At 64.6% G+C, this 25974-nt stretch carries 22 protein-coding genes; 11 read left to right on the top strand and 11 right to left on the bottom strand.

The genetic code is table 11. The features are described 5' to 3' along the window. Position 1: 1 nt before the first annotated feature. The 6 genes from ACGLHT_RS03140 to yccS all read left to right on the top strand — a co-directional run bounded on the left by ACGLHT_RS03140 (position 2) and on the right by yccS (position 9399). Positions 2-1444: a TldD/PmbA family protein gene (locus ACGLHT_RS03140; RefSeq protein WP_025340872.1), complete on the top strand. Its 1443-nt coding sequence runs from the start codon at positions 2-4 to the stop codon at positions 1442-1444. After that, positions 1444-2763 (top strand): TldD/PmbA family protein, encoded by a 1320-nt coding sequence (locus ACGLHT_RS03135; RefSeq protein WP_274119849.1) that lies wholly within the window; start codon positions 1444-1446, stop codon positions 2761-2763. Before ACGLHT_RS03140 ends, ACGLHT_RS03135 begins: the two co-directional genes overlap by 1 nt. Before the next feature lie 127 nt (positions 2764-2890). Continuing rightward, a complete protein-coding gene (gene mdtD / locus ACGLHT_RS03130) occupies positions 2891-4318 on the top strand; it encodes a multidrug transporter subunit MdtD (RefSeq protein WP_137162542.1) in 1428 nt (475 codons plus the stop codon). A 112-nt stretch (positions 4319-4430) separates the two neighbouring features. After that, the gene (dbpA, locus tag ACGLHT_RS03125; RefSeq protein WP_230396947.1) at positions 4431-5768 is read left to right on the top strand and encodes an ATP-dependent RNA helicase DbpA; all 1338 of its coding nucleotides are present in this window, start codon (positions 4431-4433) and stop codon (positions 5766-5768) included. Between the two features lie 137 nt (positions 5769-5905). Further along, positions 5906-7087: an NAD(P)/FAD-dependent oxidoreductase gene (locus tag ACGLHT_RS03120; protein ID WP_025340875.1), complete on the top strand. Its 1182-nt coding sequence runs from the start codon at positions 5906-5908 to the stop codon at positions 7085-7087. Positions 7088-7215: 128 nt separating this feature from the next. Continuing rightward, the gene (gene yccS / locus ACGLHT_RS03115) at positions 7216-9399 is read left to right on the top strand and encodes a YccS family putative transporter (RefSeq protein WP_025340876.1); all 2184 of its coding nucleotides are present in this window, start codon (positions 7216-7218) and stop codon (positions 9397-9399) included. Between the two features lie 130 nt (positions 9400-9529). Here the strand turns inward: yccS and ACGLHT_RS03110 are convergent, their stop codons facing one another. Further along, positions 9530-10267, bottom strand: coding sequence for an ABC transporter substrate-binding protein (locus ACGLHT_RS03110; RefSeq protein ID WP_137162543.1), 738 nt, complete (start codon positions 10265-10267; stop codon positions 9530-9532). Positions 10268-10422: 155 nt separating this feature from the next. Here ACGLHT_RS03110 and ACGLHT_RS03105 point away from each other — a divergent pair, with 155 nt between their 5' ends. Then, a complete protein-coding gene (locus ACGLHT_RS03105) occupies positions 10423-10875 on the top strand; it encodes a GNAT family N-acetyltransferase (RefSeq protein WP_274078210.1) in 453 nt (150 codons plus the stop codon). An 86-nt stretch (positions 10876-10961) separates the two neighbouring features. Here the strand turns inward: ACGLHT_RS03105 and ACGLHT_RS03100 are convergent, their stop codons facing one another. The 9 genes from ACGLHT_RS03100 to tkt all read right to left on the bottom strand — a co-directional run bounded on the left by ACGLHT_RS03100 (position 10962) and on the right by tkt (position 20383). Beyond that, entirely contained in the window at positions 10962-11258 is a 297-nt protein-coding gene (locus tag ACGLHT_RS03100; RefSeq protein ID WP_075046570.1) for a helix-turn-helix domain-containing protein, read from the bottom strand. 12 nt (positions 11259-11270) lie between these two features. Next, positions 11271-11771: a M48 family metallopeptidase gene (locus ACGLHT_RS03095; protein WP_137162544.1), complete on the bottom strand. Its 501-nt coding sequence runs from the start codon at positions 11769-11771 to the stop codon at positions 11271-11273. A 39-nt stretch (positions 11772-11810) separates the two neighbouring features. Continuing rightward, positions 11811-13943, bottom strand: coding sequence for a bifunctional diguanylate cyclase/phosphodiesterase (locus tag ACGLHT_RS03090; protein WP_137162545.1), 2133 nt, complete (start codon positions 13941-13943; stop codon positions 11811-11813). A gap of 215 nt (positions 13944-14158) precedes the next feature. After that, on the bottom strand, positions 14159-15223 hold the full coding sequence (fba, locus tag ACGLHT_RS03085) for a class II fructose-bisphosphate aldolase (protein ID WP_016712383.1): 1065 nt from the start codon (positions 15221-15223) through the stop codon (positions 14159-14161). A gap of 100 nt (positions 15224-15323) precedes the next feature. Next, positions 15324-15653: an MliC family protein gene (locus tag ACGLHT_RS03080; RefSeq protein WP_013974499.1), complete on the bottom strand. Its 330-nt coding sequence runs from the start codon at positions 15651-15653 to the stop codon at positions 15324-15326. 63 nt (positions 15654-15716) lie between these two features. Further along, positions 15717-15968 (bottom strand): hypothetical protein, encoded by a 252-nt coding sequence (locus ACGLHT_RS03075; RefSeq protein WP_025340881.1) that lies wholly within the window; start codon positions 15966-15968, stop codon positions 15717-15719. Then, on the bottom strand, positions 15968-17131 hold the full coding sequence (locus ACGLHT_RS03070) for a phosphoglycerate kinase (protein ID WP_024087831.1): 1164 nt from the start codon (positions 17129-17131) through the stop codon (positions 15968-15970). Before ACGLHT_RS03070 ends, ACGLHT_RS03075 begins: the two co-directional genes overlap by 1 nt. A gap of 12 nt (positions 17132-17143) precedes the next feature. Next, positions 17144-18205 carry an erythrose-4-phosphate dehydrogenase gene (gene epd / locus ACGLHT_RS03065; RefSeq protein ID WP_013974502.1) on the bottom strand — a complete coding sequence of 354 codons (1062 nt, stop codon included), beginning with the start codon at positions 18203-18205 and terminating at the stop codon, positions 17144-17146. A 180-nt stretch (positions 18206-18385) separates the two neighbouring features. Next, positions 18386-20383, bottom strand: coding sequence for a transketolase (tkt, locus tag ACGLHT_RS03060; RefSeq protein ID WP_085614690.1), 1998 nt, complete (start codon positions 20381-20383; stop codon positions 18386-18388). Positions 20384-20728: 345 nt separating this feature from the next. Here tkt and ACGLHT_RS03055 point away from each other — a divergent pair, with 345 nt between their 5' ends. The 4 genes from ACGLHT_RS03055 to ACGLHT_RS03040 all read left to right on the top strand — a co-directional run bounded on the left by ACGLHT_RS03055 (position 20729) and on the right by ACGLHT_RS03040 (position 25301). Further along, positions 20729-21721 (top strand): metalloregulator ArsR/SmtB family transcription factor, encoded by a 993-nt coding sequence (locus ACGLHT_RS03055; RefSeq protein ID WP_025340884.1) that lies wholly within the window; start codon positions 20729-20731, stop codon positions 21719-21721. 18 nt (positions 21722-21739) lie between these two features. After that, a complete protein-coding gene (gene metK / locus ACGLHT_RS03050; RefSeq protein ID WP_015272060.1) occupies positions 21740-22930 on the top strand; it encodes a methionine adenosyltransferase in 1191 nt (396 codons plus the stop codon). A 145-nt stretch (positions 22931-23075) separates the two neighbouring features. Then, positions 23076-24776 carry an NAD-dependent DNA ligase LigB gene (gene ligB / locus ACGLHT_RS03045; protein WP_274119848.1) on the top strand — a complete coding sequence of 567 codons (1701 nt, stop codon included), beginning with the start codon at positions 23076-23078 and terminating at the stop codon, positions 24774-24776. Between the two features lie 132 nt (positions 24777-24908). After that, positions 24909-25301, top strand: coding sequence for a DUF1090 domain-containing protein (locus tag ACGLHT_RS03040; RefSeq protein WP_025340886.1), 393 nt, complete (start codon positions 24909-24911; stop codon positions 25299-25301). 157 nt (positions 25302-25458) lie between these two features. Here the strand turns inward: ACGLHT_RS03040 and ACGLHT_RS03035 are convergent, their stop codons facing one another. Continuing rightward, positions 25459-25905 (bottom strand): cytochrome c, encoded by a 447-nt coding sequence (locus ACGLHT_RS03035; protein WP_274119847.1) that lies wholly within the window; start codon positions 25903-25905, stop codon positions 25459-25461. Positions 25906-25974: the final 69 nt, after the last annotated feature.

Raw genomic sequence — 25974 nt, 5'->3', positions numbered from 1 at the left:
CATGTTCGATACCAGCGCCCTGCTGCGCCAGCGCTTTGCCGCGCTGCGTAGTACGGCCGAGTTGTTTTCCCTGCGCCATGTGAAACAGTCGCACCAGGCTCTGTCGGTTCGCCGCAACGTCGCGGAACCACCCTTCTTCAGCCAGGACGAGGGCGCCATGCTCACCGTGCGGGTGAATGGCGTGGAAGCCTATGCCGCCACCGCCGACCTGTCCCAGGCCGGCCTGCAGCGTGCCCTGGAGCACGCCGAGGCACTGGCCCGCCAGATCGCCCGGTACAACCTGCTGGACCTGCGCGAGCAACCGGTGACCAGCGCACGCCACGACCACATTTCGCCCAACTTCGACCAACCCGTGCCCAACCTCGCCGACTGCCTCGGCCTGCTCGCTGCCGAATCGGCCAGCGTGCCCAAGGACAGCCGCCTGGTGGACTGGCAGGCCAGCCTGGGCCTGAGCCTGGTCGAGCAGACCTACCTGAACTCGGCCGGCGCCGAGCTGCGCCACGCCCAGCGCTTCCTGTTCCCGGGCCTGGGCGTGACCGCCAGCGATGGCCAGGACAGCCAGAGCCGCAGCCTGGGCCGCGACAACTTCGGCCAGCAGGGCGGCTTCGAGATCATCGAGCGCTGTGGCCTGGTCGGGGCTGCCCGCCGGGTGGCCGACGAGGCGCTGCAGCTGCTACTGGCACCGAACACCCCCAGCGGCCCGCGCGACCTGCTGTTGATGCCGGACCAGATGATGCTGCAGATTCACGAATCCATCGGCCACCCGCTGGAGATGGACCGCATTCTCGGCGACGAGCGCAATTACGCCGGCACCAGCTTCGTCAAGGCCGGTGACTTCGGCCACCTGCAGTACGGCTCCGCGCTGCTCAACGTGACCTTCGACCCGACCATCGGCGAAGAGCTGGCCAGCTACAGCTTCGATGATGACGGCACCCCGGCCAGCAAGCAGTTCCTGATCCGCGATGGCCTGCTGCTGCGCCCGCTGGGTGGTGCGCTGTCGCAGTTCCGCTCCGGCCTCGACGGCGTGGCCAACAGCCGCGCCTGCGGCTGGAACCGTGCGCCGATCGACCGCATGGCCAACCTCAACATCGAACCGGGCGACCAGAGCCTGGATCAGCTGGTGAAGGGCATCGAGCACGGCATCCTGATGCGCACCAACCGTTCCTGGTCCATCGACGATGCGCGCAACAAGTTCCAGTTCGGCTGTGAATGGGGGCAGTTGATCGAAAACGGCGAGCTCAAGGGCATCGTCAAGAACCCCAACTACCGCGGCATCTCCGCGCAGTTCTGGCGCAACCTGGCGGCGGTCGGCGACAGCAGTACCTTCCAGGTGCTGGGCACGCCCAACTGCGGCAAGGGCGAACCCAACCAGGTGGTGCGGGTCGGCCACGCCTCGCCGGCCTGCGTGTTCCGCCAGATCGACGTATTCGGAGGAGACGCCTGATGAAACACGCTTTCGAAACCCTGGTCGGGGATGTACGCAAAGCCCTGCAGACGGGCGAACAGTTCACCCTCGGCTACAGCGCCGAACAGTCGCAATTCGTGCGTTTCAACCATGCCAAGGTGCGCCAGGCCGGCACCGTGAACCAGGCCGGCGCGCAACTGCGGCTGATCCGCGATGGCCGCCAGGCAGAGCAACAGGTGACCTTGAGTGGTGACACGCAACTGGATAGCCAGCGCCTGGTCACGGCCCTGGAGCAACTGCGCCAGACCTTGCCACTGCTGGCGGTCGATCCGTACCTGCGCCTGGATGAAAGCGCCTGGCACAGCCACAGCCAGCAGGAGCAGCCGCTGCCCGAGCTGAGCGATGTGCTGACCTTGCTCGAGCGCGAAGCCGGCGACCTGGACCTTGTCGGCATCTACGCCGCCGGCCCCATCTGCCGGGGCTTCGCCAGCTCGTTCGGGGCCTTCGGCTGGCACCAGGCCAACAGCTTCAACTTCGACTGGAGCCTGTTCCACGAAAACGGCGAGGCGGTGAAGGCCAATTATGCCGGGCAAGTGTGGAGCGCCGACGACTTCACTGCACGCCTGAGCCAGGCGCGGGAGCAGCTGGGTTTCCTTGGCCGCCCTGCCGTCACGCTGAAACCTGGCAGCTACCGTGCCTACCTGGCCCCGGCGGCCATGGACGAAATAGCCGGCATGCTGTGCTGGGGCGGCTTTTCCGCACAGGCCCTGGCCACTGGCAACAGCGCCCTGCAGCGCCTGTACAACGGCGATGCGCGGCTGAGCCCGCTGGTGAGCTTCACCGAGCAGGTCAGCGGTTCGCTGAGCCCGGCGTTTTCCGATGAAGGCTCGCCGCGCCTGGATGTGCCGTTGATCCAGCAAGGCGAGGCCCGGCAGCGATTGATCAGTGCGCGCAGTGCGGCCGAGTTCGAGCTGCTGGCCAATGGCGCCGATAGTTACGAGTCGCCGTGTGCGCTGAGCCTGGCAGCAGGTAGCCTGCCGAGCGAGCAGATCCTGGAGCGGCTCGGTACCGGGCTGTACATCAGCAACCTGTGGTACCTGAACTATTCCGACTTGCCGGCGGCACGCATGACCGGGCTGACCCGCTTCGCTACCTTCTGGGTGGAGAACGGGCAGATCCAGGGCCCGGTGAGCACCATGCGCTTCGATGACAGCCTGTACAGCTTGCTAGGTAGCCAACTGGAGGACCTGACAAGCGAGCGCGAGATGATTCTGTCGACCAGTACCTATGGACAGCGCAGTACCGGGTCGAGTCATTTGCCGGGGGCACTGGTCAAAGGCCTGACCCTGACATTGTGACTGGACTTACCGGCCCTTTCGCGGCTAAAGCCGCTCCCACAGGATCTCCACTGCCCTTGAGTGTGGTGATATCCCTGTGGGAGCGGGTTCACCCGCGAAGAGGCCGGCACTGACAAACGAGGAAGTCATGCCCGAACGCACCCCGCTGGACCCTGTCACCGCCCGCTGGATCCCTTGGGTGGTGGCCATCGCCTTCTTCATGCAGTCCCTGGACGGCACCATCCTCAACACTGCACTGCCAGCCATGGCCCGCTCGCTGGCCGAAGACCCGCTGCGCATGCAGGGCGTGATCATCGCCTACATGCTCACCGTGGCCCTGCTGATCCCCGCCTCAGGCTGGATCGCCGACCGCTTCGGCACCAAGCGCATCTTCTTCAGCGCCATCCTGCTGTTCAGCTTCGGCTCGCTGCTGTGCGCCGCCGCCAACAGCCTCGGTTTCCTGATCTTTGCCCGTGTCGTGCAAGGGCTGGGCGGTGCGCTGATGCTGCCGGTCGGTCGGCTGGTGGTCCTGCGCGCCTACCCGCGCACCGAGCTGGTGCGCATCATGAGCTTCATCACCATCCCCGGCCTGCTCGGGCCGCTACTGGGCCCTACGGTTGGCGGCTGGTTGGTGGAAATACTGAGCTGGCACTGGATCTTCCTGCTCAACCTGCCGGTCGGCCTGATCGGCTGCTACGCCGTGTGGAAGTTCATCCCCGACCTGCGCGGCGCCGAGCGCACCTCGTTCGACGGCCCCGGGTTCCTGCTGTTTGGCGCAGCGATGGTATTGATCACCATCGCCATGGAAGGCCTGGGCGAACTGCACCTGCCGCACCTGCGGGTAATGTTGCTGCTGTTCGCCGGCATGGCCTGCCTGGCGGCCTACTGGCTGCGCGCCGGGCGCGACCCGGAGCCGCTGTTCTCGCCCAGCCTGTTCCGCGTGCGCACCTTTGCCATCGGTATCCTCGGCAACCTGTTCGCCCGCCTGGGCAGCGGCGCCCTGCCGTTCCTGGTGCCGTTGCTGCTGCAAGTGGCGCTGGGCTATTCGCCGGCCCAGGCCGGCATGAGCATGATCCCGCTGGCGGCTGCGGCGATGCTGGCCAAGTCCATCGCCCGGCCACTGATCGAACGCTTTGGCTACCGCATCATCCTCACCGGCAACACCCTGCTGCTGGGCCTGCTGCTGGCCAGCCTCGGTCTGGTCGACGAACAGACGCCCTATGCCGTGCTGCTGATTCAGCTGGGCCTGCTCGGCGCGGTCAACTCGATGCAATTCACCGCGATGAACACGGTAACCCTGATCGACCTCGACGACGCCAGCGCCAGCAGCGGCAACAGCCTGCTGTCGGTGGTCGCGCAGCTGGCCCTGAGCCTGGGCGTGGCGTGTGCGGGTGCATTGCTCGGCGGCTTTACCGCAGCCGGCAGCGCCGACGGCGTGGAAACCACCTTGGGCGCATTCCAGCTGACCTTCGTCACCATCGGCGTGATGGCCATGCTGGCGGCGGCGATCTTCCTGCAACTGTCGCCGACGGACGGAAGGCGTGCCCGTCGTCCGGAACAACACATGGAGTCGTAGGGCGAATGGCCACGAGGCTGGTAGACTGTGCGGCATTTTTCGCTTCGCAACGCAGGCCCGCCTCGTGACCACCGAATCCACCGCCTTTGCCACCTTGCCGCTGTCCACTGCCATGCTGGCCAACCTGGACGCCCTCGGCTATGCCTCGATGACACCAATCCAGGCCCAGAGCCTGCCGGTCATCCTCAAGGGCCAGGACCTGATCGCCCAGGCCAAGACCGGCAGCGGCAAGACCGCCGCCTTCGGCATCGGCCTGCTCAACCCGATCAACCCGCGCTACTTCGGTTGCCAGGCGCTGGTGCTGTGCCCCACCCGCGAGCTCGCCGACCAGGTGGCCAAGGAGCTGCGCCGCCTGGCCCGCGCCGAGGACAACATCAAGATCCTGACCCTGTGCGGCGGCGTTTCGCTGGGCCCGCAGATCGCTTCGCTGGAGCACGGCGCACACATCATCGTCGGCACCCCAGGGCGCATCCAGCAGCACCTGGACAAGGGCACCCTGGTGCTCGACGGGCTGAACACCCTGGTGCTGGACGAAGCCGACCGCATGCTCGACATGGGCTTCTTCGATGCCATCGCCAGCATCATCGGCAAGACCCCGTCGCGCCGCCAGACCCTGCTGTTCTCGGCCACCTACCCGGCCGGCATCAAGCAACTGGCCGCCGACTTCATGCGCAACCCGCAACAGGTCAAGGTCGAGAGCCTGCACGCCGACAACCAGATCGAGCAGCGCTTCATCGAGATCGACCCGCAACAGCGCCTCGAGGCCGTCACCCGCGTGCTCGGCCACTACCGGCCGCAGTCCTGCGTGGCGTTCTGCTTCACCAAGCAGCAGTGCGAGGATGTGGTCGCCCACCTGACCGCCAAGGGCATCGTTGCCCAGGCCCTGCATGGCGACCTGGAGCAGCGCGACCGCGACCAGGTGCTGACCATGTTCGCCAACCGCAGCAGCTCGGTGCTGGTGGCTACCGATGTGGCCGCGCGCGGCCTGGACATCGATGGCCTGGACATGGTCATCAACGTCGAACTGGCACGTGATGCGGAAATCCATGTGCACCGTGTGGGCCGTACCGGCCGTGCCGGCGAGAAAGGTATTGCGGTCAGCCTGGTGGCACCGGCCGAAGGCCACCGCGCCCAGGCCATCGAAGACCTGCAGAAGAGCCCGCTGCGCTGGGACCAGCTGGACAGCCTGAAGCACAAGGGTGGCGAGCCGCTGCTGCCGCTGATGAGCACCCTGTGCATCGCCGCCGGGCGCAAGGACAAGCTGCGCCCCGGTGACATCCTCGGGGCGCTGACCGGTGATGCCGGCATCCCCGGCAAGCAGGTGGGCAAGATTGCGATCTTCGATTTCCAGGCGTTCGTGGCCGTGGAGCGACCGCTGGCCAAGCAGGCCATGCAGCGCCTGAACAGCGGCAAGATCAAGGGGCGCTCCCTGAAAGTCCGTATCGTCTGACCTAATTTTGGGGCCGCGTTGCGGCCCTTTCGCGACACAAGGCCGCTCCTACAGGGGATCGCAAACTCCTGTAGGAGCGGCCTTGTGTCGCGAAAGGGCTGCAAAGCAGCCCCCAGCAATCCTGAAGAGGTAACACCGTGCACTCCACCGACGTGATCATCCTCGGCGCCGGCGCCGCCGGCCTGATGTGCGCCCAGCTCAGCGCCCGCCGTGGCCGCCGGGTACTGGTGCTCGACCACGCCAACAAACCGGGCAAGAAGATCCTCATGTCCGGCGGCGGCCGCTGCAACTTCACCAACATGTATACCGAGCCGGGCAACTTCCTCTCGCAGAATGCACACTTCTGCAAGTCGGCCCTGGCCCGCTACACCCAGTGGGACTTCATCGAGCTGGTGTGCAAGCATGGCGTGGCCTACCACGAGAAGAAGCTCGGCCAGCTGTTCTGCGACAACAAGGCCAGTGACATCCTCGACATGCTGCTGGCCGAATGCGATGAGGCCGGCGCCGAGATCCGCATGCACATCAGCATCGAGCAGATCGAGAAGACCGAAGGCGGCTACCTGCTGCAGACCAGCGGCGGCCAGTTCGCCTGCCAGTCGCTGGTGATCGCCACCGGCGGCCTGTCGATCCCGACCCTGGGTGCCACCGGCTTCGGCTACCAGGTGGCCCGCCAGTTCGGCCACACCCTGCTGCCGACCCGCGCCGGGCTGGTGCCGTTCACCATCACCGAGCCCCAACTGAAGGCACTGTGCACCGAGTTGTCCGGCACCTCGCTGGATTGCACAGCCAGCTGCAACGGCACCAGCTTCCGCGAGAACCTGCTGTTTACCCACCGCGGCCTCAGCGGCCCGGCGATATTGCAGATCTCGTCGTTCTGGGAGGCCGGCGACACGGTCGAGATCAACCTGCTGCCCGACCGTGATGCACTGACCTGGCTGCAACAGATGCAGGCCGAACGCGCCAACGCCGAGCTGAAGACCGTGCTGGGTGAGGTGTTTACCCGCAAGCTGGCCAACCTGCTGGCCGAGCAGTGGTTCGAGTCCAGGCCGATGAAGCAGTACACCCCGGCGGAACTGGCACAGATCGCCGAAAAGCTGGCGAACTGGCAAGTGGTGCCGGCCGGCACCGAGGGCTACCGCACTGCTGAAGTGACCCTGGGTGGCGTGGATACCCGCGAGGTGTCGTCCAAGACCATGGAATCGCTGAAGAGCCCCGGGTTGTATTTCATTGGTGAAGTGCTGGATGTGACTGGCCATTTGGGCGGTTTCAATTTCCAGTGGGCCTGGGCCTCCGCCAACGCCGCGGCGCAGTTCGTGTAGAGTAGAATCCATTCAGCAGCACGGAACGCTTCTTGCTGGCCCGTGCTCAGTGTCGGAATTTGGGCCGCTTCGCGCCCCGGTAACCGTCTCTGAAAGGTATTTCTCTGATCACTGCCTAGCAGGCCATCATGTCATCGAGCTCGTTCCGTCAGTCACTGCGTCGCCTGTGGGGTCAAGACAAGTTCAGCTACAGCATCCGGGTCACCATCGCCCTCACCGGCAGCCTGGCCCTGTGCTGGTACCAGAACGAAATGGCCCTGCTGATTCCGCTGTTCCTCGGCATCATCGCCAGCGCCCTGGCCGAAACCGATGACAGCTGGCAGGGTCGCCTCAGCGCCCTGGCCGTCACCCTGGTGTGTTTTGCCATCGCCGCACTGGCGGTCGAACTGCTGTTCCCCTACCCGTGGGTATTCGTCATTGCCCTGGCCTTGGCGGCCTTCGGCCTGACCATGCTCGGTGCCCTGGGCGAGCGCTATGGGGCCATCGCTTCAGCGACCCTGATCACTGCGGTGTACACCATGATCGGCGTGGACCAGCGCGGCGGCCAGGTCACCGACTTCTGGCACGAACCACTGCTGCTCGTGGCAGGTGCAGCCTGGTACGGGCTGCTGTCGGTGCTGTGGCAAGCGCTGTTTTCCAACCAGCCGGTGCAGCAGAGCCTGGCCAAGCTGTTTTTCGAGCTGGGCAGCTACCTCAAGCTCAAGGCCAGCCTGTTCGAACCCGTCCGCACCCTTGACGTCGAAGCCCGGCGCCTGGAGCTGGCCCAGCAGAACGGCAAGGTGGTGGCGGCGCTCAACGCGGCCAAGGAAATCATCCTGCACCGAGTGGGCAACAGCCAACCGAACTCCAAAGTCAGCCGCTACCTCAAGCTGTACTTCCTGGCCCAGGACATCCATGAACGGGTCAGTGCCTCGCACTATCCCTACAACGCCCTGACCGAGGCTTTTTTCCACAGCGACGTGATGTTCCGCTGCCAGCGCCTGCTGCGCAAGCAGGGCTCGTCCTGCCAGGAGCTGGCCCGCTCGATCCGCCTGCGCCAGCCGTTCGTGCTGGCCAGCGGTTATCCCGAAGCCCTCGAAGACCTCAACGCCTCGCTGGAACACCTGCGCATGCAGAACAACCCGGCCTGGCGTAGCCTGCTTCGCTCGCTGCGCGCGCTGGCGGCCAACCTGGCGACGCTCGACCGCCTGCTCAGCGCCGCCAGCAACCCGGACAGCCTTGCCGACACCAGCGATAGCAGCCTGCTCGACCGCTCGCCACGCTCGCTGAAGGATGTGTGGACCCGCCTGCGCACCCAATTGACGCCGACTTCGCTGCTGTTCCGCCATGCCCTGCGCCTGCCGCTGGCGCTGTCGATCGGCTATGGCATGGTGCACCTGATCCACCCCACCCAAGGCTACTGGATCATCCTTACCACGCTGTTCGTGTGCCAGCCCAACTACGGTGCGACCCGGCGCAAGCTGGTGCAGCGGATAGCCGGCACCGCCGTCGGCCTGACGGTGGGCTGGGCATTGTTCGACCTGTTCCCCAACCCGGTCATCCAGTCGTTGTTCGCCGTGGTCGCCGGGGTGGTGTTCTTCGTCAACCGCACCACCCGCTACACCTTGGCCACGGCCGCGATCACCCTGATGGTGCTGTTCTGCTTCAACCAGATCGGCGATGGCTATGGCCTGTTCCTGCCGCGCCTGTTCGATACCCTGGTCGGCAGCCTGATCGCCATCCTCGCGGTGTTCCTGTTCCTCCCCGACTGGCAGGGGCGGCGGCTGAACAAGGCGCTGGCCAATACCCTGGCCTGCGCCAGCGTGTACCTGCGGCAGATCATGCAGCAGTATGCCCACGGCAAGCGCGATGACCTGGCCTACCGCCTGGCCCGGCGCAACGCCCACAACGCCGACGCGGCGCTGTCCACCACCCTGGCCAACATGCTGATGGAGCCGGGGCATTTCCGGAAGGAGGCCGACGTCGGCTTCCGCTTCCTGGTGCTGTCGCATACCTTGCTCAGCTACCTCTCGGGGCTGGGCGCGCACCGCGACACCGCCTTGCCGGCGGAGGTGCAGGAGCAGTTGATCGACGGTGCCGGACAAAGCCTGGCCAGCAGCCTGGACGAGATTGCCAACGGCCTGGCCGCGCGGCTGCCGGTGGCGATTCACAGTGATGCCGAAGAAGCGCTGGCCAATGCCTTGGAGCAGATGCCGGAAGAGCTGGATGAGCACCAGCGGCTGGTGCAGACGCAGTTGGCGTTGATCTGCCGGCAGCTGGGGCCGCTGCGGACCTTGGCAGCGCATTTGATCAAGGAAGGTGCACCGGCCTGAATGCATTGTTACCTGCTCTGGCCTCTTCGCGGGCACGCCCGCTCCCACAGGAACATCACAAACCTCAGGTCCCGTGAGATATCTGTGGGAGCGGGCATGCCCGCGAAGAGGCCAGAACAGGCGATAAAGATCAGAAGCCATGCTGGCGCATGAGCCGCGCATAGCTGCCATCCGCCTTCATCGCCGCTATCGCCTGCTCGAACCGCTCGACGATCCGCTCATGCTCCGGGTTTTTCAGGCTGACCAGGATATGCAGGGTGTTCTCCCCCAACGGCGGCTCCACCAGCATCACCCCATCGCGCACCTCCGGCAGTTCGCGCTGCAAGTTGTAACGGGCCACGTACTCGTCTTCCACCGCCAGGTCCACCCGCCCCGCCGCCAGCATGCGTACCGCAGAGGGAAAGTTGCGCACCGCCACCTTGTGCAGGCGGGTGTCGCGGTCGAACTCGGGGGAATAGGCGTAATCACGCACCACAGCGATGCTGTAGGGGTACAGGTCTGACTGGCGCTTGTAGCGAAACGCCTCGCCCTTGCGTTGCAACAGGCGAATGCGGTTGACCAGGTAGGCTTTGGAAAACTGCCCGATGCTGGCGCGCGAGTCGTTGTACCAGGCGTTGATCAGCACGTCGTAACGCCCCTCGCTCACCCCCAGCAGGGCACGCGCCCACGGTGCCTCTTCGACCCCACTGGTGTAGCCGGCCCGGGCCAGCGCCGTGGTGACGATGCTGGTCGCCAGGCCACCGCCCGGCATGCTGGCATCGGTGAACGGCGGCCAGTTGTCGGCCACCAGGCGCAGCTTTTCGTGACCCGGGGCGGGTGTTGCAAGCATCATTGCCAGCAACCCCAGAACACAAAGCAGTGGCCGCATGCTCACGTCCTTTCGCAATGGAGGGCACACACTGTCGACGAGATTACACAAAGCCGTTGCCGAGGGCAGCGGCCAATAATGTCATTTAGCCTCTATTTTGGCCGTGGCACATACATCATGCGATGATCGACGGCCCACTCAAGGAGTTCGCGCCAATGTCCATCGACTGGCTCTGCAAGCACCACACCGATCTCAGCAAGGACCAGCTCTACGCCATTCTGCAATTACGCACTGAAGTGTTCGTGGTCGAGCAGCGCTGCGCCTACCAGGAAGTCGATGGCCAGGACCTGACCGGCGATACCCTGCACCTGATGGGCTGGCAGGATGACAAGCTGGTGGCCTACCTGCGCCTGCTCGACCCACAATCCCAGGGTGGGGATGTGGTGATCGGGCGGGTGGCGACTGCACCTGCGGCGCGCGAGCTGAAGCTGGGGCATACCTTGCTGCTCAAGGGGTTGGAGGCAGCGGAGCATTGCTGGCCGGGGGTGCCGGTCTATCTGTCGGCGCAGGCGCATTTGCAGGGGTTCTATACCCGGCATGGGTTCGCGGTGGTGGGCGAGGAATATCTTGAGGATGACATTCCGCATATCGGGATGCGCAAGGGTTGAGATCGCCGGGGGTGCTTCGCCCCCCTTTCGCGACACAAGGCCGCTCCTACAAGGGAACGCGATTACCTGTAGCAGCCCCCAGTGGATCAGGGATACCCCAGCACTTCGCGAACCTGCCGCAGGTGCCGGATGATCCACTGCTTGTCGATCGCCCCCCAGTCATGAATGCGGTAATGCCCGGCGTGGTTGCGCGCGCCTTCCTGCTGTTCGAACTCGCAGACGATATCCAGGTCGGCCAGCGCCGCAATGGTGTCCTGGGCGGTGCGCCGGGGCATTCCGGTGGCCTCCATCAGGGCCGGCACGCTGGTCGCGGTCTGGCTGTCGATCAGCCAGGCCACGTACAGGCGGCGGTAGAAGCTGCTCTTGGTCTTGCTCACTTCCATGCTGCGTGGTCCTTAACAGTTGCCCGGCAGCTCCCGATAGGTCAGGTAGACGCGCAGGTCGAATTCCAGTTGGTGGTAGTCCGGCTCTATGTGCTGGCAGAGCTGGTAGAACGCCTTGTTGTGGTCGCGCTCGCGCAGGTGTGCCAGTTCGTGCACCACGATCATGCGCAAGAATTGCGGCGCGGCCTCCTTGAACAGCGAGGCAATGCGGATTTCCTTCTTCGCCTTGAGCTTGCCGCCCTGCACCCTTGATATCGCCGTATTCAGGCCCAGGGCCCGATGGGTCAGGTCGAGACGATTGTCGAACAGCACCTTGTCCAGGTTCGGCGCGCTGCGCAGGTACTGCTGGCGCAAATCCTGGGCATAGCCGTACAACGCCTTGTCGTTCTGCACGTCATGGCGGTCGGGGTAGCGGCGCTGCAGGTACTCGCCCAGGCGGTCACTGTCGATCATCTCCCGCACCTGCTGCTGCAGGTGCGGGGGGTAGGCTTGCAAGTATCGTAATACGGTCATGGCGCTGCATTCGGTGAAACGAATGCCGATTCTAGCCAATCATGGCCCCGGCCAGGAGAAAATCACCGGGAAGCTGCTGGCATCCGTGGCGGTCATCGGGTATGCCACCAGGAACCCCTGCACGTACTCACAGCCATTGGCCTTGAGCCAGGCCGCCTGGGCCGGGGTTTCAACCCCCTCGGCGATCACCGTGATGCTGTAGTCGGCGCACAGGCCGATGACGCTGCGCACCAGCGCGGCATCCACCGCCGAGTCGGGCAGGCGCGCGACCAGGTGGCGGTCGAGCTTGAGGGTATCGATCGGCAGGTCGCGCAACATGCGCAACGAGCAGTCGCCCGCACCAAAGTCATCCAGCGCCACCCGCACACCCAGCTCGAGCAAGCGGTGTATCTGTTTCACCGCCGCATCGATGTTGTACATCAGCGAGGTTTCCGCCACCTCCACTTCCAGCTGCGCCGGGTCCAGCTGGTAAAGCTGGATGACCCGGTGCAGTTCGTCGACCAGGCTTGGCATGGCGAACTGCGCACGGCTCAGGCTGATACCCAGCACCAGGTCCGCCGGGAAATGCTGGCACCAGGCCTGGCGCTGAGCCGCGCCCTGGCGGTAGATCCAGCTGGCCAGGCGGTTGATCAGACGCGCCTCTTCCAGCAACGGGATGAACAGCCCCGGCGGCACGTCGCCGACACTGGGATGCTGCCAACGCAGCAAGGCCTCGAAGCCACGCAGGTGGCCATCGTTGAAGCCAACCTGCGGCTGGTAAACCAGAGTGAAGTCTTGCTGCTCCACGGCCGTGCGTACGCTGTCCTCCAGCATCAGCCGCGAACGCGCCCGGCCGTTGAGCTCCTGATCGTAGAAGCGATACTGCTGGCGCCCCGCCTGCTTGGCCGCGTACATCGCCGCATCGGCCGCACGCAAGAGGCCTTCGACATTGGCGCCGCAATCCGGATAGGTGGCGATACCGATGCTCACCCCAAGGCTCACATCCAGCCCTTCCACCTGGTGGCTGATGGAAATACGTTCCAGCAACCGCTCGGCATAGCGCCCGGCCTGCTCCGGGTAAGGCAGGCTGTCGAACAGTGCGGTGAACTCGTCCCCGCCCATGCGCGCCAGCAGCGCTTCACTGCCCAGGCAATCCTTGAGCTGTTCGGCTACCCAGTGGAGCACCCGGTCGCCCGCGTCGTGGCCAAGCGAGTCGTTGATGCGCTTGAAGCCATCCAGGTCCATGTACATCAGCGCCTGCGCCTTGTCCGAACGCTCGTTGCGCAGCAGCGCCCCTTCGGCGGCCTGGTAGAACCCGCGGCGGTTGAGCAGGCCGGTAAGCGGGTCGGTGACGGCCTGGTACTCCAGCTGCTGGTGCAGGTTGCGCACCACCGACATGTCCAGCACGGTGACCACCATGGCCTGCTGCTCGGCCGGCAGTGGCGCACAGGACAACGCCACCGGCACCAGCTCGCCGCCAAGGGTGCGCAGCTGGGCATCGTGCACGCGGAAGATACGCCGCCCCAGGTAGGCTTGGTAGAAATCCGATTCGTTCCACAGGCTGGCACTGGTCAGTTGCACCAGGTCGAGCAGATGGGCGCCCTGCAACTGCTGCACCGGCGCTGACAACAAACGGGAAATGGCCGGGTTGGCAAAGCTGATGATGCCTTGGGCATCCACCACCAGAATGCCCTCGGCGGCGTTCTCCAGGATCGATGCGTTGAAGGCCCTGGCCGCTTCCAGCTCGCGGGTCAGCCGCTGCAGCATGCGCCGGTTGCGCTGCTGGTCGAGCAGGGCCTGGACCTTGGGCTTGAGGATTTGCGGGTCGAACGGTTTGAACATGTAGTCCACGGCGCCGCTGGCGTAGCCCTTGAGCACGGCCGCTTCGGACTGTTCGTTGGCGGTGAGGAAAATGATCGGGGTCAGCCGGGTACGCTGGCTGCCGCGCATCAGCCGGGCGACTTCGAAGCCGTCCATCTCCGGCATCTGTACATCCAGCAGGACCAGGTCGACATCGTGCTCGAGCAACGCGCTCAGGGCTTCCATCCCCGAGTTTGCCGTCAGCACCTGCCAATCCTGACGGGCCAGCAATGCCCGCATGCTGATGAGGTTTTCGGGGTAATCGTCTACCACCAGAAGAACCGAGCTGCCATCCAGTGGCTGAGGTTGGGGGTGAGGGTGAGCGCCATCCATGCTGCTTCTCTATTATGTGACCGACTTCAAGATACGGTTGGATCCACTAGTACTCTAGACCTGAGCGGATAACACGCAATGCAATCAGAACGCTATCAGTGCCTCAACTATACGGTAGCCGACTAACGGTCGCTTTGCCGGCACAGGCATAAGGTTCTAACACCCAAAAATGAAAAAACCCGCATTTCTGCGGGTTTCTTGTGTTGCCAGTGCAATCAGTTGACCTTGGCGGCCAGCTCACCTTTCAGGTAGCGCTGGTACATGCCTTCCAGGGAGATCGGCTTGATCTTCGAGGCATTGCCAGCGGTGCCGAAGGCTTCGTAACGGGCGATGCACACGTCACGCATGGCCTTGACGGTTTCACCGAAGAACTTGCGCGGGTCGAACTCGCTCGGGTTCTGCGCCATCAGGCGGCGCATGGCACCGGTGGAAGCCAGACGCAGGTCGGTGTCGATGTTGACCTTGCGCACGCCGTACTTGATACCTTCGACGATTTCCTCGACCGGTACACCGTAGGTTTCCTTGATGTCGCCGCCGTACTGGTTGATGATCGCCAGCCACTCTTGCGGTACCGAGGACGAACCGTGCATCACCAGGTGGGTGTTGGGGATGCGCTTGTGGATTTCCTTGATGCGGTCGATGGCCAGCACGTCACCGGTTGGTGGCTTGGTGAACTTGTAGGCACCGTGGCTGGTACCGATGGCGATCGCCAGGGCGTCGACCTGGGTCTTCTTGACGAAGTCGGCAGCCTCTTCCGGGTCGGTCAGCATCTGGCTGTGGTCCAGCACACCTTCGGCACCGATGCCGTCCTCTTCACCGGCCATGCCGGTTTCCAGCGAACCCAGGCAGCCCAGCTCGCCTTCTACCGAAACGCCGCAGGCGTGGGCCATAGCAACGGTCTGCTGGGTAACGCGGACGTTGTACTCGTAGTCGGTCGGGGTCTTGCCGTCTTCACCCAGCGAGCCGTCCATCATCACCGAGCTGAAGCCCAGCTGGATCGAGCGCTGGCAGACGTCAGGGCTGGTGCCGTGGTCCTGGTGCATGCACACCGGGATATGCGGGAATTCTTCGATGGCCGCCAGGATCAGGTGACGCAGGAACGGGGCACCGGCGTATTTGCGGGCACCGGCCGAAGCCTGGACGATCACCGGGGAGTCGGTCTTGTCGGCCGCTTCCATGATGGCGCGCATCTGCTCGAGGTTGTTGACGTTGAAAGCTGGTACGCCGTAACCGAACTCGGCGGCGTGGTCCAGCATCTGGCGCATGCTAATGAGTGCCATTGTGTATCTCTCTCCCGACAAGCGTCGTTTGTTTCGTGCAAGCCTGCCGCAGGGGCGGTTGCTGTTCAAGTAGTGTGGGCCACCCTCGCGGCCCGGCCAGTCACGGTGCCTTGCAGCCCCGCCCAATCAGATCGTTGGTTGCCACCCAGTACACCAGGCCTTCTTCGCCCTTGGTATGGAAGGCCAGCATGCCATCGCTGTACAGCGCACCCGAGGCACCCGGCTCGGCCTTGAGCCGGTAGACCTGGTCTCCGCCACCAAGGCGCACATCGACCTGGTCGCGCTGCGCATCGGCGAAGCGCCACAGCACTTCAGCCTGGGTGTCGCAGACCCAACGGGTCCAGTCGTCTGCCGGGGCGGGTTGCGCCGGCTTCAGCAACGAGCATCCTGCCAGTGTCGCCAGGGCCGTCACGGCCAAAAGCGCTTTCATTAAATATCCTCTAGATGACCACGCAGCGGTCGCTTGGTTGCCCGGCCCGACGAAATGCCGGGTTCAAGGGCAACCCGGCGCCTTGCGCTGGTGGTCTTCGTCGTACTTTTCCAGGCCTTCCGGGCCCACGCGCTTGCTGATGACCGGCACGGTCTCGGCCTGCCACTCGGACTGGTAGCAACCGCCCTTGGGCGGCTGCGCCGGGTCGGCATCCGAGGCCGGGCTGCCGGCGCATGCGCTCAGCAGGCCAGCCAGCATCATCACAGGCAATTGCTTGACCATCAGGCCGCTCCCTTTGCCAAGCGCCGACGTCATCAGGCCTTGGCCCGCTCTTCCAGGATTGCCACGGCCGGCAGGACCTTGCCCTCGACGAACTCGAGGAAGGCGCCACCACCGGTAGAAATGTAGGAGATATCGGCGCCAACGCCATATTTGTCGATGGCTGCCAGGGTGTCACCGCCACCGGCGATGGAGAACGCGGCGCTGTCGGCGATGGCCTTGGCCAGCACCTTGGTGCCGTTGCCGAACTGGTCGAATTCGAACACGCCGACCGGGCCGTTCCACAGGATGGTCTTCGACGACTTCAGCAGCTCGGCGAAATTGGCTGCGGTTTGCGGGCCGATGTCCAGGATCATGTCGTCAGCGGCAACGTCGGCAATGGCCTTGACGGTGGCTTCGGCGCTCTCGGCGAACTCTTTGGCAACCACCACGTCGACCGGCAGAGGCACGCTGACCTTGGCGGCGATGGCCTTGGCGGTGTCGACCAGGTCAGGCTCGTACAGCGACTTGCCCACCGGGTGGCCGGCTGCGGCCAGGAAGGTGTTGGCAATGCCGCCACCGACGATCAGCTGGTCGCAGACCGAGCTCAGGCTGTTCAGCACATCCAGCTTGGTGGAGACCTTGGAGCCGGCAACGATGGCCGCCATCGGCTTGGCCGGGGCCTTCAGGGCCTTGCCCAGGGCATCCAGCTCGGCTGCCAGCAGCGGGCCGGCAGCAGCGACCTTGGCGAACTTGGCAACGCCATGGGTCGAACCTTCGGCACGGTGGGCAGTACCGAAAGCGTCCATGACGAACACGTCGCACAGGGCGGCGTATTTCTGCGCCAGCTCGTCGGCGTTCTTCTTCTCGCCCTTGTTGAAGCGCACGTTCTCGAACAGTACCAGGTCACCAGCCTTGACTTCGACACCGTCCAGGTAGTCGGCAACCAGCGGTACGTCGCGGCCCAGGGCCTTGCTCAGGTAGTCGGCGACCGGCTTGAGGCTGTTCTCGGCAGAGAACTCGCCCTCGGTCGGGCGGCCCAGGTGCGAGCAGACCATTACCGCCGCGCCCTTCTCCAGGGCCAGCTTGATGGTCGGCAGCGCTGCCAGGATACGCGCGTCGCTGGCTACCACACCGTCCTTCACAGGCACGTTGAGGTCTTCGCGGATCAATACGCGCTTACCTTGCAGGTCGAGGTCGGTCATCTTCAACACGGTCATGAATGCAGTCCTTCAGGGCTGTTTGTTGCGGGTTGGGTGGACGACGTGCAGATAGTGTTCGGCAACGTCGAGCATACGGTTGGCGAACCCCCATTCGTTGTCGAACCAGGCCAGCAGGTTCACCAGGCGAGGGCCGGAAACACGGGTCTGGCTGGCATCGACGATCGCCGAATGCGGGTCATGGTTGAAATCACAGCTGGCGTGGGGCAACTCGGTGTAGGCCAGCAAGCCTTTCAGCGGGCCTTCCAGCGCCGCCTCGCGCAGCACCCGGTTGACTTCGGCCGCGCTGGTATCGCGGGCGGTCTGCAGGGTGATGTCCAGGCACGAGACGTTGACGGTCGGTACGCGTACCGCTTTGGCCTGGATTCGCCCGGCAAGTTCCGGAAGCAGGCGCTCGATGCCACGCGCCAGACCAGTGGACACCGGGATCACCGACTGGAAGGCCGAGCGCGTGCGGCGCAGGTCTTCGTGGTGGTAGGCGTCGATCACCGGCTGGTCGTTCATCGCCGAGTGGATGGTGGTGATCTGCACGTACTCGATGCCGAATGCCTGGTCCAGCACGCGCAGCAGCGGCACGCCGCAGTTGGTGGTGCACGATGCATTGGACACCAGGCGCTCGTTGCCGGTCAGGCAGGCCTGGTTGACGCCGTAGACCACCGTGGCATCGACGTCGGCCTCGCTGGCCATTGGCTGCGAGAACAGCACCCGCGGCGCGCCGGCGTCGAGGAAACGCTGGCCATCGGCGCGGGTGTGGTAGGCGCCGGAGCACTCCAGCACCAGGTCGATGTCCAGGGCGGCCCAGTCGATGCCTTCGGGGGTGGCACTGCGCATCACCTTCACGCAGTCGCCATTGATATGCAGACAGTCGCCATCGACCTTCACCTCACCGGGGAAACGCCCGTGGGTGGAGTCGAAGCGTGTCAGGTATTCCAGGCTGGCCTGGTCGGCCAGGTCGTTCAGCGCGACGATCTCGAAACCGGCCTTTGCCCCCCGCTCGAACAGCGCGCGCAGGACACAGCGGCCGATACGGCCATAACCGTTGAGTGCAACTTTGTAGGGACGCAGGTGGGGCATTCGTTGGCTCGCTAACGCATGATGGCTGTTGGGGCCGCGTTGCGGCCCATCGCGACACAAGGCCGCTCCTACAAGGAGCTGCATGCGCAGTACCCTGTAGGAGCGGCCTTGTGTCGCGATGGAGGGCGAAGCCCTCCCCCTTGCACGACCTGGAGGGCGTCACTGCCCTCCATTGATTCATCAGTCTTCCAGCAGCTCTTCGGCAGTACCGAGGATGTTCTCCAGGGTGAAACCGAACTCTTCGAACAGTGCCGAAGCCGGCGCCGACTCACCGTAAGTGGTCATGCCGATGATACGACCTTCCAGGCCGACGTACTTGTACCAGAAGTCGGCGTGAGCGGCTTCGATGGCGATACGCGCACCTACTTCCAGCGGCAGCACGGACTGCTTGTAGGCAGCGTCCTGGGCATCGAACACGCTGGTGCACGGCATGGAAACCACGCGCACCTTGCGGCCTTGTTCGGTCAGCTTGGCGTGTGCCTGAACAGCCAGGCCCACTTCGGAACCGGTGGCGATCAGGATCAGCTCAGGCTCGCCGGCGCAGTCCTTGAGCACGTAGCCGCCGCGGCTGATGTCGGCGATCTGCTGGGCGTCGCGGTCCTGGTGCTGCAGGTTCTGGCGCGAGAAGATCAGCGCCGAAGGGCCGTCCTTGCGCTCCAGGGCGTTTTTCCAGGACACGGCGGATTCCACCGCGTCGGCTGGGCGCCAGGTGTCCAGGTTCGGCGTGCTGCGCAGGCTGGTCAGCTGCTCGATCGGCTGGTGAGTCGGGCCGTCTTCGCCCAGGCCGATGGAGTCGTGGGTGTAGACGTGGATCACGCGCTGCTTCATCAGCGCCGACATGCGCACGGCGTTACGGGCGTATTCCATGAACATCAGGAAGGTCGCGCCGTAAGGCACCAGGCCACCGTGCAGGGCAACGCCGTTCATGATGGCGGTCATGCCGAACTCGCGCACGCCGTAGAACACGTAGTTGCCGCTGGCGTCGTTGGCTTCGACACCCTTGCAGCCCTTCCACAGGGTCAGGTTGGAACCGGCCAGGTCGGCCGAACCGCCGAGGAACTCTGGCAGCAGCGGGCCGAAGGCGTTCAGGGCGTTCTGGCTGGCCTTGCGGCTGGCGATGGTTTCGCCCTTGGCGGCCACTTCGTTGATGTAGGCCTGGGCCTTCTCGCTGAAGTCGGCCGGCAGCTCGCCGCTATCACGGCGCTTGAACTCGGCAGCCAGCTCCGGGTAGGCCTTGGCGTAGGCGTCGAAGCGCTGGTTCCAGTCGGCTTCGGCCTTGGCACCGGCAGCCTTGGCGTCCCACTCGGCGTAGATCTCGGCCGGGATTTCGAACGGGCCGTGGTTCCAGTTCAGTTCCTTGCGGGCCAGGGCGATTTCGTCGTTGCCCAGCGGTGCGCCGTGGCAGTCTTCCTTGCCCTGCTTGTTCGGCGAGCCGAAACCGATGATGGTCTTGCAGCAGATCAGGGTCGGGCGATCGCTCTTGCGGGCGGTCTCGATGGCGGTCTTGATCTCGTCGGCGTCATGGCCGTCGACGTTGCGGATCACCTGCCAGTTGTACGCTTCGAAGCGCGCCGGGGTGTTGTCGGTGAACCAGCCGTGCACTTCGCCGTCGATGGAAATGCCGTTGTCGTCATAGAAGGCGATCAGCTTGTTCAGGCCCAAGGTGCCGGCCAGCGAGGCGACTTCGTGGGAGATACCTTCCATCATGCAGCCGTCGCCGAGGAACACGTAGGTGTTGTGGTCGACGATGTTGTGGCCGTCACGGTTGAACTGGGCAGCGAGCACTTTTTCGGCCAGGGCGAAGCCCACGGCGTTGGCGATACCCTGGCCGAGCGGGCCGGTGGTGGTCTCGACGCCTGGGGTGTAGCCGTATTCCGGGTGGCCCGGGGTGCGGCTGTGCAGCTGGCGGAAGCCTTTGATGTCATCGATGGTGACGTCGTAGCCGGTCAGGTGCAGCAGCGAGTAGATCAGCATCGAACCGTGGCCGTTGGACAGCACGAAGCGGTCACGGTCGGCGAAACTCGGGTTGCTCGGGTTGTGCTTCAGATAGTCGCGCCAAAGCACTTCGGCGATATCCGCCATGCCCATGGGGGCACCTGGGTGGCCGCTGTTGGCCTTTTGCACGGCATCCATGCTGAGGGCACGAATGGCGTTGGCACGTTCACGACGGCTGGGCATCGCTGATCTCCTGGGGGGCTTGAATAGGTGGTGTCACGAAAAAAGGCGGCCATTTTCGCCCACTGGGGGGGCTTGGGGCAATGACGTATGGTCGCAGTCGGGGGATTTTCCTCTGATTGGCACTGATTTCGGGTAAAAATCCGGGGAACGGTGCTGGCTTCTTCGCGGGCTCGCCCGCTCCCACAGGTTCGGCACAGCTCCCAAGCCCCGTGATGAATCTGTGGGAGCGGGCGAGCCCGCGAAGAGGCCAGCAATGGCAGCCTCGCCCTCCGCCCATCAGCCAATATCAAAACTTTTTGATATTGCCCTTGCTAGGGCAACGATGCCTGTCTAGACTGCCGCACCATGAACCTCCGTGCGCAATCGATCCCCGAGCAACGCGAAGCATTGGCAGCCCTGTGCAAAGCCAGTGGCGACGAGTTGCGTCTGAACGTATTGCGCGCCCTGGCCAACGACTCGTTCGGCGTGCTGGAGCTGGCGCAGATCTTCGATGTGGGCCAGTCGGGCATGAGCCACCACCTGAAGGTACTGGCCCAGGCCGAGCTGGTGGCGACCCGCCGCGAGGGCAATGCCATCTTCTACCGCCGCGCCCTGCCCGACAGCCTGCGCCTGGGCGGTCGGCTGCACGCGGCGCTGCTCGAAGAAGTGGACGACCTGGCCCTGCCGCCTGACGTGCAGGCGCGCATCGCCCAGGTGCAGCAACGCCGCGCAGCCACCAGCCAGGACTTCTTCCTGCGCGTGGAAGAGAAATTCCGCGCCCAGCAAGACCTGATCGCCGGCCTGCCGCAGTACCGCGAAAGCCTGCTGGCGCTGCTGGACAAACTGAATTTCGACCCGGCCGCCAGCGCCCTGGAGGTCGGCCCCGGTGACGGTGGCTTCCTGCCCGACCTGGCCCGGCGCTTCGCCCAGGTCACCGCCCTGGACAACAGCCCGACCATGCTCGAACTGGCGCGTCAGGTGTGCCAGCGCGAAGGGCTCGACAACGTGAACCTGCAGTTGGCCGATGCACTGGGTGCAACGGATGTGGCCGCCGACTGCGTTGTGCTGAACATGGTGCTGCACCATTTCAGCGACCCGGCCCTGGCCTTGCGCCAGCTGGCCAAACGGGTGAAGGCAGGCGGTAGCCTGCTGGTAACCGAACTGTGCAGCCATGACCAGGGGTGGGCGCGCGAAGCCTGCGGCGACCTATGGCTTGGCTTCGAACAGGACGACCTGGCCCGTTGGGCCAACGCCGCCGGGCTGGCCCCCGGGGACAGCCTGTACGTGGGCTTGCGTAACGGTTTCCAGATTCAGGTCCGCCATTTCCAGCGGACGGCTGGCGACATACAACATCGGTAAATTTCAGGAACCTTCGAGATGAGCGAATACTCCCTTTTCACCTCCGAGTCCGTGTCCGAAGGGCATCCGGACAAGATCGCCGACCAGATTTCGGACGCCGTCCTTGATGCCATCATCGCCCAGGACAAATACGCCCGCGTAGCCTGCGAAACCCTGGTCAAGACCGGTGTCGCCATCATCGCCGGCGAAGTCACCACCTCCGCCTGGGTCGACCTGGAAGAGCTGGTGCGCAAGGTCATCATCGACATCGGCTACAACAGCTCCGACGTCGGTTTCGACGGCGCCACCTGCGCCGTGATGAACATCATCGGCAAGCAGTCGGTGGACATCGCCCAGGGCGTCGACCGCTCCCGCCCGGAAGACCAGGGCGCCGGTGACCAGGGCCTGATGTTCGGCTACGCCAGCAACGAGACCGACGTGCTGATGCCGGCACCGATCTGCTTCTCGCACCGTCTGGTCGAGCGCCAGGCCGAAGCGCGCAAATCGAAGCTGCTGCCATGGCTGCGCCCGGACGCCAAGTCGCAGGTCACCTGCCGTTACGAAAATGGCAAGGTGGTCGGTATCGACGCCGTGGTGCTGTCGACCCAGCACAACCCTGAGGTTTCGCAGAAAGACCTGCAGGAAGCCGTGATGGAGCTGATCGTCAAGCACACCCTGCCTGCCGAACTGCTGCACAAGGGCACCCAGTACCACATCAACCCGACCGGCAACTTCATCATCGGTGGCCCGGTGGGTGACTGCGGCCTGACCGGGCGCAAGATCATCGTCGACTCCTACGGCGGCATGGCCCGCCATGGTGGTGGCGCGTTCTCCGGCAAGGACCCGTCCAAGGTCGACCGTTCCGCCGCCTACGCCGGCCGCTACGTGGCCAAGAACATCGTCGCCGCCGGCCTGGCCGAGCGTTGCGAGATCCAGGTGTCGTACGCCATCGGCGTGGCCCAGCCGACCTCCATCTCGATCAACACCTTCGGTACCGGCAAGGTCTCCGACGACAAGATCATCCAGCTGGTGCGCGAGTGCTTCGACCTGCGCCCTTACGCCATCACCACCATGCTCGACCTGCTGCACCCGATGTACCAGGAAACCGCTGCCTACGGCCACTTCGGCCGTACCCCGCAGCAGAAGACGGTCGGCGACGACACCTTCACCACCTTCACCTGGGAGCGCACTGACCGCGCCCAGTCGCTGCGTGACGCTGCCGGCCTGTAAGTTTCCTACGGCGCTGGACGAAAGCCCCTGCCGAGCAATCGGCAGGGGCTTTTTTGTGACATATGGGCTGACAAACGCTGCATGGCGACCCGCACGCTACCTGCCTAGGCTGAGGGCTCCCACCCGCCATGCAAGGATGCTGGCCATGCCGCTCATGCTGCTTTTCGCCCTAGTGTTGACGTTGAATGCTCCCCTGGCCCGTGCCGCCACATGCCCCACCTGGAACCCGCAACAAGTCGAGGCTGAAGTAAGCCGACTGCGCGCCACGCTTGCCCGCTGGGACGACCATTATCATCGTCAGGGCATCGCACTGGTGGCCGATGAACTGTACGACCAGAGCCGCCAGCGCCTGGCACACCTGCAGCAATGCTTTGGCATCGCGACCACCCCGTCCCCGCTGACCAGCGCTGGCGGGCCAATCCCGCATCCGGTGCCACATACCGGCGTCGACAAGCTGGCCGACCGCCTGGCTGTAGAACGCTGGCTGGCCGGCAAGGCCGACGTCTGGGTGCAGCCAAAGGTCGATGGCGTAGCGGTATCCCTCATCTACCGACAGGGCCGGCTGGTGCAGTTGATCAGCCGGGGGGACGGCGTGCAGGGGCACGACTGGAGCCGCCACATCCCCCTGCTCGACGCAATCAACCGGCAGCTGCCCCAGACCATCGACCTGCAACTGCAGGGCGAACTTTACCTGCGCCTGGATGCGCATGTGCAAGCCCAGGCAGGCAGCGCCAACGCCCGAGGGACGGTAGCCGGGCTGCTGGCTCGCAAGCAGCTGGCCCATGAGCAAGGCGAGCGCATCGGCCTGTTCGTGTGGGACTGGCCACAAGGCCCCGAGCAGCAGGCCGAACGCCTCGCGAAGCTGGCGGAACTGGGCTTTGCGCACAGCCAGGATTACAGCGTCGCCATAGAATCAGCGGACGATGCCGCGCACTGGCGTGAGTACTGGTACCGCTCACCCCTGCCCTTCGCCACCGATGGCGTGGTGTTGCGCCAAGGCGTCCGGCCGCCGGCCGAGCGCTGGCAGGCCAAGGCACCCTACTGGATCGCGGCGTGGAAGCACCCGTACACGCAGGCCCTGGCCGAAGTGCGCGAAGTACGCTTCCGCGTTGGCCGCACAGGCAGGGTCACGCCAGTGTTGCACGTGCTGCCAGTTACCCTGGATGACCGGCGAATCACCCAGGTGAGCCTGGGCTCGCTGGCTCGCTGGCTCAAGCTCGACATCCGCCCCGGTGACCAAGTGGCCGTCAGCCTTGCCGGGCTGACCATCCCGCGCCTGGAGCAAGTGGTGCACCGCGCCGCCGAGCGCCAACCGGTAACCGCACCAGCGCCCGGCCAACATCATGCCCACAGTTGCTGGCAGGCAAGCGAAGGCTGCGAGGACCAGTTCATTGCCCGCCTCACCTGGCTCAGCGGCAAGCAGGGGCTGGCCCTGCCGCGCACCGGCCCCGGCACCTGGCGCCGACTGGTGGCTGCCGGGCTGGTGACCTCCATGACGGACTGGCTGCATCTGGATGCCGAGCGCCTGGGCCAGGTAGCGGGTATCAGTGACGCAACGGCTGCGCAGTTGCTGGGCAGTTTCGAGCAAGCCCGCTCACGGCCCTTTGCCCAGTGGCTGCGCGGGCTGGGCGCACCCACGCCCACCGGCATGCAGATGACAGGCGACTGGCTGGAGCTTGCTGCTCGCACAAACCTTGAATGGCAAGGCATGCCCGGTATCGGCGAAAAGCGCGGGCAACAGCTTGCAGGATTTTTTGCGACCACCGAGGTTCAAGCCATTGCAACGCAGCTGGCCAAGGCCGGGATCGACGGATTCCGGATCGACAGGCAAAGCATCGAGCAATGATTATTTACCAATTTACCCGTAGGAAAATCCCGAGATTAAGCCGGAAAACCGCAACAAGGGTTTCTAAATGGGCAAAACCAAGGCAGGATTTCCCCCAACTTTTGCTGCCCCGCCCCGTCAAGGAGGCTTTTCATGAAACGTATTTCGACCCTTTTCCTGCTCGCGACACTGGGCCTGGCCGCTGGCGCCGTACAAGCCGCCCAGCCGGATGCCGGCCTGACCGGTTGCGCCGCCAAGCGTAGCGCCATCGAGAACCAGTTGAAGATTGCCCGTGACCACGGCAACAACGATCAGGCCGCGGGGCTTGAAGAGGCACTGCGAGGGGTCGACAACTGCACCGATGCCGGCCTGCGCAAGGAACGTGAGCAGAAGGTGCTCGACGCCCGTCACGAAGTGGCGCAGCGGGAAAGGGACTTGAAGAAAGCCGAGAAGAAAGGCGATTCGGAGAAGATCAACAAGCGCAAGGACAAGCTGGCAGAGTCGCGCAAGGAACTGCAGGAAGCGGTGGAAGATCTGGATCGCTGAGGCCCCGACCGGGCAAACGCGATCATTGTAGGAGCGGCCTTGTGTCGCGATGGGCCGCAAAGCGGCCCCGGCGATTTGTGCATCAGCTGAAATCCTGGGGCCGCTGCGCAGCCCTATCGCGACACAAGGCCGCTCCTACACAGGGCAATGCAGTCCATCAATGGTTGCGGAATTCCGTATGACAGGCCTTGCAAGCCGCTTCGACCTTGTCCATCGGCGCCTTCAGCTGCGCAGCGTCCAGAGGCTGGCCGCGGGTGACATCGACCAGTTCGCCAGTGACGCCTTCCAGCTGCCGGGCCAGGTCATGAAAGCGTGCCTGACGTTCCCATACCTCGGCTCGCGCGCTACTGTCGCCATCATCACGCGCCTGTGGGAAGTGCTGCCAGGGCTGGTGCGAAAGGTTGTCCAGCTTCAGCGCACCGTCGGCAAACTTCACCCCGTCGAACGGCAACCGCCCACGCAACATGCCGCCCAGGTCTTCGCTGGTCTTGAGCATGTCCTTGAAGATCACCTTGCGCTTGCCCAGCGGGGAGTTCGGGTCAACCCGGTCACAACCACCCAGGGCCAGTGCTGCCAGCAGAACAACGGTCAATCGCTTCAACATCACGGTCACTTCGGCCTACGCAAATGGGCGGCCAGTATCGCTGCCCAGCGGCCAAAGACCAATAGCCAC

The sequence above is a fragment of the Pseudomonas sp. PsB genome (genome assembly GCF_043658375.1).
GTDB lineage: Bacteria > Pseudomonadota > Gammaproteobacteria > Pseudomonadales > Pseudomonadaceae > Aquipseudomonas > Aquipseudomonas putida_Z.
This window is presented reverse-complemented; position numbering and strand designations above follow the sequence as displayed.